The 10,766-nt window shown below is 60.2% G+C and carries 8 protein-coding genes; 6 read left to right on the forward strand and 2 right to left on the reverse strand.

What is annotated here, in order from left to right:
- Positions 1-12: 12 nt before the first annotated feature.
- Genes G547_RS0112330 through G547_RS21295 form a run of 4 tightly spaced genes read left to right on the forward strand, consistent with a single transcriptional unit; the run spans position 13 to position 6,479 of the window.
- Positions 13-1,368, forward strand: a complete 1,356-nt coding sequence (locus tag G547_RS0112330; protein WP_027330123.1) for a TolC family protein — start codon at positions 13-15, stop codon at positions 1,366-1,368.
- Positions 1,365-2,375, forward strand: a complete 1,011-nt coding sequence (locus G547_RS21290) for an efflux RND transporter periplasmic adaptor subunit (protein ID WP_051235373.1) — start codon at positions 1,365-1,367, stop codon at positions 2,373-2,375. The genes G547_RS0112330 and G547_RS21290 overlap by 4 nt, the downstream gene beginning before the upstream one ends.
- Positions 2,376-2,389: 14 nt before the next feature.
- On the forward strand, positions 2,390-5,485 hold the full coding sequence (locus tag G547_RS0112340) for an efflux RND transporter permease subunit (RefSeq protein ID WP_027330124.1): 3,096 nt from the start codon (positions 2,390-2,392) through the stop codon (positions 5,483-5,485).
- Positions 5,486-5,528: 43 nt separating this feature from the next.
- Positions 5,529-6,479: a cation diffusion facilitator family transporter gene (locus tag G547_RS21295; protein WP_084645966.1), complete on the forward strand. Its 951-nt coding sequence runs from the start codon at positions 5,529-5,531 to the stop codon at positions 6,477-6,479.
- A gap of 54 nt (positions 6,480-6,533) precedes the next feature.
- Here G547_RS21295 and G547_RS0112350 read toward each other — a convergent pair whose 3' ends face one another.
- The gene (locus G547_RS0112350; RefSeq protein ID WP_027330125.1) at positions 6,534-7,364 is read right to left on the reverse strand and encodes a hypothetical protein; all 831 of its coding nucleotides are present in this window, start codon (positions 7,362-7,364) and stop codon (positions 6,534-6,536) included.
- Positions 7,365-7,449: 85 nt separating this feature from the next.
- On the opposite strand from G547_RS0112350, the gene G547_RS0112355 reads away from it, so the two are divergent.
- Together G547_RS0112355 and G547_RS0112365 are read left to right on the forward strand one after the other, a co-directional pair.
- Positions 7,450-8,109 carry a Fe2+-dependent dioxygenase gene (locus tag G547_RS0112355; RefSeq protein WP_027330126.1) on the forward strand — a complete coding sequence of 220 codons (660 nt, stop codon included), beginning with the start codon at positions 7,450-7,452 and terminating at the stop codon, positions 8,107-8,109.
- 550 nt (positions 8,110-8,659) lie between these two features.
- Positions 8,660-9,214 carry a CBS domain-containing protein gene (locus tag G547_RS0112365; protein ID WP_027330128.1) on the forward strand — a complete coding sequence of 185 codons (555 nt, stop codon included), beginning with the start codon at positions 8,660-8,662 and terminating at the stop codon, positions 9,212-9,214.
- A gap of 53 nt (positions 9,215-9,267) precedes the next feature.
- Here the strand turns inward: G547_RS0112365 and G547_RS21300 are convergent, their stop codons facing one another.
- A complete protein-coding gene (locus G547_RS21300; RefSeq protein ID WP_051235375.1) occupies positions 9,268-10,668 on the reverse strand; it encodes a PTS transporter subunit IIC in 1,401 nt (466 codons plus the stop codon).
- Between the last annotated feature and the right edge of the window lie 98 nt (positions 10,669-10,766).

Consider the following 10,766-nt stretch of genomic DNA (forward strand, 5'->3'; position numbering starts at 1 on the left):
GGCAGGTTATGCATGTTGCTTTCTTATATATTCCCCCCGTCGGGACGGGCGGGGTGGCTGAGCGTCTGGCTCCTGACATTGTCACTGCTCAGTATCTCCGCCAATGCCGAGCCGGCGCCGTTGTCACTGAATGAAGCGTTGGCTCGCACACTGGAAAGCCACCCGGAGCTGGCTCAATTTCCCTATCGGCGCCGCGCCTCTGAGGCGCGGGAACTCCAGGCCGGTTTAAGGCCGAATCCGGAATTGGCCCTCGAGGTGGAAAACATTGCTGGCAGCGGTCGTTTCTCGGGCACCGGTTCCGCCGAGACGTCGCTGGTGTTGAGTCAGGTGCTTGAACTCGGTGGTAAGCGCTCGCAGCGCGAGCAGGTCGCTCGCCATAGAACCGACCTGCTCGAGCGGGAATACCAAACGGCGCGCTGGCAGGTATTGGCGGAGACGGTGCGCCGTTTCCTGCAAACAGCCCAAGCTCAGGAGCAGATTCGTCTTGCCGAGCTGTCACTGGAGCTCGCCCGCCAAAGCCGAGACACCATTCAAAGGCGTGTTCGGGCCGGCACCACCAACGACGCGTCGCTTCAGCGGGCCACCATTGCGCTTACGCGCTCGGAACTTGCGCTGGCAGGTGCCCGACAGCAGCTGACCTCCGCCCGGGTGTCGCTGGCGGCCCAGTGGGGTGAAAGCCAACCGTCGTTCGAGCGGGTCTTGGCAAGCCTTTACCAGTTGGTGTCATTGCCGGATTTCGCGCAGGTTCGTGCTCACTTGGCATCGTCACCCGAATTGACACGCTTTCTGACTGAGAAACGGCTGCGCGAGGCCGAGCTGCAACTGGCGCGCGCTCGTGGCCGACAGGACCTGCGCGTCGGTATTGGTGTGAAACAGATGCAGGATACCGATGAGCACGCTTTTACGTTGAGCCTCTCCATGCCCATCGGCACGAGCGATCGCAACCAGGGCACCGTCGCCGCGCGACGGGCGGAGTACGAGCAACTGGCACTGGAAGAGAAAGCCGCCCGCGTTGAACTGATGGCACGCGTTCAGCGCCTCTACCAGGAATTGACGGTGTTTCGACAGACTGCCGAACAGCTCCGACTCAAGGCCTTGCCCGCTGCGCGCGACGCGCTTGAAAGTATCTCCCGCGGTTACGAGCGGGGCCTTTACACCTACCTGGAACTGGCCGAAGCGCGTCGTGAACGGCTGGCAGTGGAACGCGATATCTTGACGGCCGCGGTCAACTTTCATCAAACACTGGTCACGCTGGAACAGCTGACCGGTACCGGTATGACCGGGCAGTGGACGCTTGAACCCGACGCGGTCAAACGCGCTGGCGGCTCCTCCGGTATCAATAATGACGAACAAGCAGGTGAATCATGAAGCACACACTTCCTTCTTTGAGCAGGCTGATTTGCGCCGCTCTGGTGATGGGCATGGGTTTGCCGGCGTTCGCCCAAGGCGACGCCGGGCATGCTCACGAACAAAAGGCTCAGAAAAAGCACACTGAAGCACATGCCGACAGCGGTTCCGACACGAAGCACGCAGGCCATGAGGAACACGAGAACGCCGCCACAGAGCTTGCGCTGGACGAGTTGAAAGCATTGGGGGGCGTTGTGGCAATCGCCGGACCGACAACGCTGAAGCGAACGGTCACACTTCCTGGCGAAATTCGTCTCGACAAAGAAGCGGTGGCGCACGTCAGCCCGCGCTACGCAGCGCAAATTGTTGAGGTGAATGCGCGCATTGGCGATGTTGTTGAGGCGGGCGATACCCTGGCGGTGGCGGAAAGTTCCCAGACCCTTCAGCGTTTCGAATTGAAGTCGCTGGTTGGAGGTACGGTGATTGACCGGCACGCCAGCCTCGGAGAGCAGCTGCAGCCTTCAGATGCGGCCTTCGAAATCGCTGACCTGACCCGCTTGTGGGTGGACATTGCCCTGTATCCTCGCCAGATAGGTCGCATCAAACAGGGTCAACCGGTGCGCCTTACCACCGCCTTTGGTCCGAAGCCGGTCACTGCCACTGTCGACTATATCGCACCGCTGGTGGATGAGCAGTTGCGCACCGGCTTGGCCCGGGTCTACCTGGACAATGAGGCGGGGCACTGGAAACCCGGTATGTTTGTGGAGGCGGAGGTTACTTTGGCGGAGTCCCCTGTTGCGGTGGCGGTGCCCCCTTCGGCCCTGATCAATTACGAGGGTGAAACCGTTGTTTTTGTTCGAGAGGGCGAGCGTTGGCACCCTCGACCGGTGACGCTGGGAGAAGAAAGCCGCGAGCAAGTTGAAATTCTCTCGGGGCTTGAAGCGGGAGAGGCGTATGTCTCCGAGGGTGGGTTTGTGGTGAAAGCGAACCTGCTTAAAAGCGAGCTTGAAGCCGGACACCACCACTAACCCGCGGAGGACTTATGCAAGCAATTATTCGAGCGGCCTTGCAGAACCGGCTTCTGGTGGTGGTGCTGGCGCTGGCCACCGTTGCCGGGGGTTATGCCGCCTACCGCAGTCTGCCGGTAGATGCCTACCCGGATATCTCCCCATCGCTGGTGCAGGTGTTTGTGGAAACCGAGGGCCTGGCGCCGGAAGAGGTTGAAAAGTACGTGACCTATCCGCTGGAAAGCGCGATGAACGGACTGCCGAAACTGGATCATATCCGGTCCGTCTCAAACTTCGGTCTGTCGGTGGTCAATATTTATTTTGAAGACGGCACCGATATCTATTTTGCCCGACAACTGGTGGGCGAACGATTGCAGGCCGCCCGCGAGGCCATTCCGGAGGGATTCGGCAAACCGGAGATGGGCCCGATCACTACCGGCCTGGGGCAGATTCTGTTTTATGTGCTGGAAGATACCACCGGCCAGTACAGTGGTACGGAGTTGCGGGAGGTGCAGGACTGGATCGTCAAGTTCAACCTGCAGACGGTCAAGGGCGTCACCGAGGTGTTATCCATTGGCGGGCACGTCAAACAGTTTCAGGTGCGAATCGACCCTCAAGCGCTGTTGCGTTACGACGTCTCCCTGCCGCAGATCAAAGCCCGCATCGAGGCCAATAACGCCAACGCCGGGGCGCAGTTTATTGTGCAGAATGACGAACAGTATATTGTTCGCTCTGTGGGGCTTGCCAAAAACCTGGACGACCTGCGTCAGATTGTTGTCAAAAGCATCGATGGTGTGCCGGTGTACTTGCATCAATTGGGCGAGCTGACCATTGGCGGGGAAATCCGGCGCGGGCTTGTGACCAAGGATGCCGAAGGCGAGGCCGTGGTGGGCATGGTGCTGAAACTGATAGGGGCCAATACGTCCAATGTGATCAGCGCGGTCAAAAAAGAACTGGCAAGCATCAACGCCAATCTGCCGGAGGGGATGACAGTCACCCCTTACTACGACCAGGCGCAACTGGTCGAGGCCGCGGTCTCGACGGTCACCAACGCCTTGCTCCAGGGCATCGTTCTGGTCGCCCTGGTATTGATTGCCTTCATGGGCGGTTGGCGTCCGAGTCTGGTGGTGGCGTTGTCCATTCCCTTCTCGGTGTGTTTGGCGTTGATCGGCATGAAGTGGTTTGGTATTTCCGCCAACCTGATGTCGCTCGGTGGCCTGGCTATCGCGATCGGCATGATGGTGGATGGCGCCGTGGTGGTGGTGGAGAACATTGATCGCTCATTGCACCACGCAAGCCCCGAGGAGTCGCGCCTCCATATCGTCGCGCGCGCCAGTCAGGCCGTGGCCCGTCCGATTCTGTTTGCCATCAGCATTATCATCGTCGTGTTTCTGCCGCTGTTCAGCTTGCAGGGCGTGGAGGGCGCGACCTTTCGGCCACTGGCTTACACGGTCTCCCTGGCGATGCTCGGGTCCTTGATTTTTGCCCTGGTGGTGGCCCCGGTGGCGGCGTCTCTGCTGATGCGCCGGCCCAAGGTGGCAAGTGAAGAGGACGAGCCCAAAGGGCTGATCGGTTATCTCGCTCGCGGCTACCAGCCTTTGGTCCAGCGCTTTGTGAACCACCGTTGGTTGGCGTTGGGCTGCGCGGGCCTGGTGCTTGCGGTGGGGTTGGTCATCGGCCCGCGACTCGGTTCCGAGTTTGTGCCGCGATTCAATGAAGGTGACCTGTTGATTCGGGCCACCATGGCGCCCTCTATCTCTCTGGAGAAGGCCAAGAGTTATGTCCACCTGCTTGAACAGCGGATACAGGCGCGCTTCCCCGAGGTGACCCAAGTGGTGACCCGCCTGGGGCGGGGCGAGGTAGGCGCCCATGCGGACCCGGTGAACAACGCGGAAATTTTTGTGGCACTCAAGCCCAAGGACGAATGGCAAACCGCCGACACGCTGGACGGCCTGTACCGGGCCATCAGCACCGAGCTCGAGGACTTTCCCGGAACCAAGTTCAACCTCACCCAGCCCATTGCCGCTTCGGTGGACGAACTGCTCACCGGCACCAAGGCCGAGCTGGCGGCGAAACTGTTCGGGGACGACCTGACGGTGTTGGATCGAAAGGCCGGGGAAATCGCCGAGGTGCTACGCGGGATGAAGGGCGCGGAAGGGGTGCAAAAAGATCAGGTGGGCGGCACGCCGCAAGTGCGCATTCAACTGAACCGGCGGGCGATCGCCCGCTACAACCTGAACATTTCGGACGTTCAGGAAACTCTTCGTATCGCGGTGGGCGGAGCCAGTGCGGGACAGGTGTTCGAGGGCATTCGCCGGTTTGATATTTATCTGCGGCTGCAAGCGTCGGCCCGGGACCGCACCGAAGTGTTGGGAGACCTGAAAATACGCAACCCGCAGGGCCTGGAGGTTCCGCTGAACGAGCTGGCGACCATCGAAGAGGTGGTTGGCCCGCGACAGATTACCCGGGAAAACAACCAGCGCTTTATCACCATTCAGGCCAATGTGCTCGGTCGGGATATCGGCTCGTTCGTGGCCGAAGCGGACCGGGTGATTGCCGAGCAGGTGGAATTGCCGCCGGGCTATTTCCTCAAGTGGGGCGGTCAGTTTGAGTTGCAGCAGCAGGCTAACAAGCGGTTGATGATCGTGGTGCCGATTACCTTGGCGCTGGTATTCTTCATGCTCTATGCCAACTTCGGCTCGCTGCGCAACGCCCTGTTGATTATGCTCAACATTCCCCTGGCGCTGGTGGGTGGCGCCGTGTCCTTGTGGCTGGCCGGGTTGAGTCTGTCCGTACCCGCGTCGGTGGGCTTTATTGCGCTGTTCGGGATTGCGCTGGAAAACGGGCTGGTGCTGGTCAGCTACCTGAACGAGCTGGTGCGTAACGGTGTGCCTGTGGCCAAGGCCTGTGTTCAGGCCGCCATGGCGCGCTTGCGTCCGGTGGTCATGACCGCCGTCACCACCGGCCTGGGGCTGATGCCGTTGCTGTTTGCCACCGGAACGGGCAGTGAAGTCCAGCGGCCCCTGGCAGCGGTGGTGATTGGCGGGCTGGTGACAGCGACTATACTGACCTTGTTGATCTTGCCCGCGTTGTATCCCTGGTTTTCCGACCCGAAGAACACGGAGCAATAACGGCAATCCGGTTTTTGTCAGTGCGGCACGCAGGAGTAGTGGTATGCATGAGCACGGTCACAGCCATGAGCGTATAGACAGCCATGAGCGGAAGAGCAGCCATGAGCGGGCAGACAGCCATGAGCGTACAGAGAGCCATGACGGTAGCGGCAGTCGCATCGGCTGGGCGTTTTTCCTCAATCTCGGTTTCACCGTTATCGAGTTTGTCGGTGGCGTCCTGACCAACAGTACCGCCATCATGGCCGATGCCGTGCACGATCTGGGTGACAGTCTGTCTATCGGCCTCGCCTGGGTGCTGGCCCGCTTGAGTGGCCGGGAAGCGAGTGAGTCGTTCACTTACGGCTACCGACGCTTCTCGTTGCTGGGTTCATTGATCAACGGGCTGATTCTGGTGGCGGGCTCCATCTGGGTCATGGCGCACGCCATCCCCCGGTTGTTTGAACCGGAAATGCCGGTGACTGAAGGCATGTTCGCACTGGCCATTTTCGGGATTGCCGTGAACGGCTTCGCCGCCTACAAGCTCAGCCACGGTAAAACCCTGAATGAGCGTGTACTCAATTGGCATTTGCTTGAGGACGTGCTCGGCTGGGTAGCGGTGCTGGTGGTGTCTGTGGTGCTGATGTTCGTGGAATGGCCGATTCTGGACCCACTGCTGTCCATCGGGTTTACGCTCTTTATCTTGGCCAACGTTGTGCGCACTCTGTGGCAGACGGTGCGACTATTTTTGCAGGGAACGCCATCCGAAGCCGTGCGGCAAACCATTGAACAGGCGCTTCGGCGCCTGCCGCGGGTGACCAATGTGCACCATCTGCACTTCTGGTCGCTCGATGGTGAACACCATGTGCTGACAGCGCACGTGGTCGTGGAGCGGGTCGAGGATGTTGAGCAACTGCGGGAAACCAAGGAATGCATCTCCAGTACTCTGGCCCGCTACGGGCTGGCCCATACCACCGTGGAGGTGGAGCTTGCCGGAGAACCTTGCCGGGATCAGTAGGGAGAAACCGCTGCGGTGCGGCGGTTTCTCCAGCGTGTTCAATAACCGTCAGGGTTATTCCAGTTCCCAACCGGCCAGCTGAATGCGGGCGGCGGCGCCGTAGAGCTTGCTGGCGTCGCCGTCCAGCTTGCCTTCCGGGGCCAGTCCGGACCAGAGTCCGCTTACTGTGTTCAGTTGGTTCTTCACTTCCGCGACCGCCTCCGGGCTCTCTTCCCGCTGCAGGTCGCTCAGAACCGCGAGGCGTGCCTTGGCCGCTTCCACGAAGCCGTAGGAGTCCTGGTATTCGTGCATGTTGACGATGTTGCCCCCTTTGACCCCAATGGCATACTCATCGGCGGCGGTGCGCACCATGCGCTCAATGCTCGCCAAGATCGTGCCCAGGTCAGCGGTATGCAGGTTTTCAGCGTCGGCAATGCCCTTTTCCAGCTCCATATGGCGGCGCTCGACGACGTCGATGGCAAGCTCCTGCTCCACGGCGTCGGCCAACGCCGTCAGGGCGTCTGCAAAGCCGTCTTCGTCGCGGGCGGCCAGGGCGGGTTTGAGCCCCGCATAGAGTTCGTCACCCGGGTGCTTCATATGGGTCAGGGCCATGTCGGTATGGCCGGCCTTGTACAGCTGAACCCCTACCCAAAGGTGGCCGCGCACCAGGCCCAGCTGGCCCAGGTAGGCGGCATCGTTGGTGGTCAGGTCGACAGCACCGCCGCCTTCACCCTCACCACCTTCGCCTTCGCCGCCTTCACCCTCGCCCATGGCCGCAGCCATTTGCAGGGTGCCGTGGCTGGTGTGGCTGTTAAAAGGGTCGGTGTCGGCGGCGTGGCCGGTCAGAGCGCTGCCGGCAATCAGGGCGGCGCCCAGGCCGACCCAAACTTTGCGTTGTTCGTTCATAAGGTCATTCTCTTGATGGCGGTTCGTGGCTATAATGCGATCGATTCTGGCATAAATGAGATTGAGTCTCAATATAGGCAGTTAAATGATTTTATACCTCCAGCAAATCCTGGACCCCGGCACCCTGGACGCCGTGCGCGAGCGCCTTGCCGGGCAAGCGTTTGATGACGGCGCAAGCACCGCCGGCTACGCGGCGCGGCAGGTCAAGCAGAACGAGCAGGCGCGCTGTGGCAAGACTCGCGCGGCGGTGCTCAAGTTGGTGGAAAGCCAGCTCCGCAAGCACGCCCTGTTCTCCAGCGCGGCTCAGCCCAAGAGCTTTCCCCGGCTGTTGATCAACCGCTATGGCCCCGGTATGCAGTACGGCTCTCACGTGGATGATGCCGTCATCAATGGTGAGCGCACGGACCTGTCTTTTACCCTGGGCCTCACGCCGAGCGCTGAATACGAAGGCGGCGAGCTGGTACTGGAGGACAGCAGCGGCGATCGGGCCTGGAAAGTGGGCGCGGGGGACCTGTTGCTTTACCCCACGACCTATCTGCACCGGGTGGACCCGGTGCGCTCGGGCGAGCGCATGGCGGTCGTGGGTTGGGTGCGCAGCTACCTTCGCCACGCGCATCAACGGGAGATACTGTTGGATCTGGAAACATCGTTGCGAGCCGAATTTGAGCTGAACGGAAAAACCGAGCAGTTTGACCGGCTCAGCCGAAGTCGAAGCAATCTGTTCCGAATGTGGGCCGAGGATTGAAACGGCCGGTCACCGCCCACATTATAGGGGTTATAAAGTTTTGTTCAGGTGCTTGTGCCGCTTGAGGCCTTGCGCTAATTTGAATGTACAAGCTTTTGTCGGGCCCTCCTTTTGAGGCCCTGAATGGCTCCAGTGACGAGGCCCTATGTTTAGATCCTGGTTAGCGATACTGACCGCCCTGTTGTTAGGGGCCTCGCTTGCAGCGCCTACCGCTGCGGGCGACGGGGGGTATGAAGAGGGCCACGGGCCGTCCAACGTCTCCCTCAGTGTGGCAACCGATACAGGGGGCGGCTTATTCAACGGGACGGATACCGATTCGGAGGATGGCCAGCACCCTGTACCGCTTACCTCGCACGGCCAACGGGGGGTTCAGCCCCCAAGTCTCCCGGTACTCACCGCCTTTGCCACCGGTTTTGTCGAGCTTCCCCCCGCCCGCGCTTCTCCTGCATACCTCTAGACCACCGCATTATCGATTGCCGGTTTCTCGCCGCGCCGTCTTAAATGAATTTGTTTCAACGGGTTTAGCCGTTGAGGTGTAGAGGTAGTACCCATGAAAGCATTGAAAGTGTATCAACTGGACTCTGTCGACCATTTGGTCAAACCCCGGGAATTTTCCGATATCGACGAACACTCGCCCGCTCTGAATCTGATGACCGACTTTCGCCAGCACCAGCCGCACACGGTGAGTGCCAGTGCGCGCGCTCTGGGGGTGGCGAAGCTGATGGCTATGGAGGAGGTGGACAGCAAGCTGGTGGTGGATCGGGACCAGGAATTTATTGGCCTGCTCACGGCCGAACGGCTGTCCGAACAATACATCCTGGTGACGCAGACGATGCAGGGGCTCGACCGTGACGAACTGACCGCGGCGGATATGATGCTGCCCCGTTCCTCGATTCCCGCGCTGGATTACGACGCGCTCAAATCGGCCACCGTTGGGGATCTGATCCGCACCTTGCGCGAAGCGGGGGAAAACCACTGCCTGGTGCTGGATCGGGATCATCACCACATTCGGGGGCTGATTTCCATTGAGGAGGTGGCGGAGCGCCTGCACCGGGCGGTGGCCGTAACGCCCAAGCGCTCCATTGTAAAAGCGTTGAGCTTCTGAGCAGCGCAGGCCCTCTCGGTGAAGCCGTCGGGGCCTGCGATGGCGCCGCCTTGCTAGCGATTGGCGGTGAGCCGTTTGAACCGCCGCCAGGTGACCACCATCATGGCCAATAGTGCCATCAGGCCGCCTATCGCCCAGAGGTTGCCCTGGTATAGTTCAAACAACAGGTAGCGAACCTGATGACCGCCGTCGGTAAAGGCGGTGATGGTGCCCAGACCTTCCGCATCGAAACCGGAGGTCTGGTTCGCCAGCTCGGTATAGAGCGGAGCCAGATGGGTGGAGATCAGCAGGAAGGTGACGATCACGGGAATGCCTGCCAGCACCGCACGCAACACGTTGCCGCGAAACATCAGTACCGAAATGGACATCACCGAAATCAGGTTGGGTAAATCCCCGAGGGGCAAAACCCGGTTGCCCGGCAAGACCAGTGCAATCGCGACCGCCAATACCATCAGAATCAGACCGGTCACAATCACGGATTTGTGGCTCATCAAAAATCCCGTATCGAGCGCCACCACCAGATTTTTCCGGCTGGGGAAACGCCGCTCGACCTGAGCCCTCAGTGCATGGGTAATGGGCGCCATGGCCTCACCAATCAGCCCCGCGCTTTTCGGCAAAAGGAACATGACTGCCGCAATGTGAACGGCCAGCTCCAATGTTTTCTTGGTGTCGTAACCAGCGGCCACCGCCAGTACCAACCCGATCAGAACGCCGATGACCATCGGCTCGCTGAAAAAGGCCAGCCAGGTCATTTTGTGGGTCGGTGTGGACCCGTCCTCCTCGGCCGGCGTGTCGTGAGTGGCGGCGGCTTTCTCGGGGTTATAGCTCAGTCGATTAAAACCGGGGATGCGGTCAAACAGCCAGTTGACGCAGGCGGTGTAGGGCACGATGCCGTTGACCGAGACCGGTGAGGCGGAGACGCCTTCCAGGCCGATTTCCCGCTCCACATCCGGCGCGGTCCACTCGGTCATCTTAAAACAATACACGGCCAACAGAAGCGTGGCGGACAGGCCCCACAGCATGCTGCCGGTGGTGGCCATCACCAGAGCCCCAATCAGCGCGAAGTGCCAGTAATTCCACAGGTCAATATAAACCGTGCGGGTCCAGCCGAGGGCCAGCATGGCGATGTTCATAAACAGGACCAGCGGAATCGACAGGGCGGCCAGAGGGGAGGACCAGGTAATGGCGGCCAGCGGTGGCCAGCCCACATCCAATATGGTGTAGTTGAGCCCGCGCATCACCATCAACTGTTCGACCGCCGGCTTGATATTGGCTACAAAAAAATCGAAGGCAATAAACACCCCGGCGAAGCCCACGGCGAGCTCAACCGTGCTCAACAGGGACTTTTTAAAGGGCAAACGCACCGCCAGCGCGATGATAAAAATGATCGCGGGCAGCATCACATAGGCTTTAAAGCTGAAGAAGGCGTCGAGGAGGTGTTGGATAGTGTCCACGGCAGGGTCCTGTGATGATATGTGTGCCGTGCACTCTAGTCGGCTGACAATTAAGAGTCAATTTGACTTTAAGGCGGGCAGGTCCGTCTGCCCTGTCT

This window comes from Marinimicrobium agarilyticum DSM 16975 (assembly GCF_000423345.1).
GTDB classification, from domain to species: domain Bacteria; phylum Pseudomonadota; class Gammaproteobacteria; order Pseudomonadales; family Cellvibrionaceae; genus Marinimicrobium; species Marinimicrobium agarilyticum.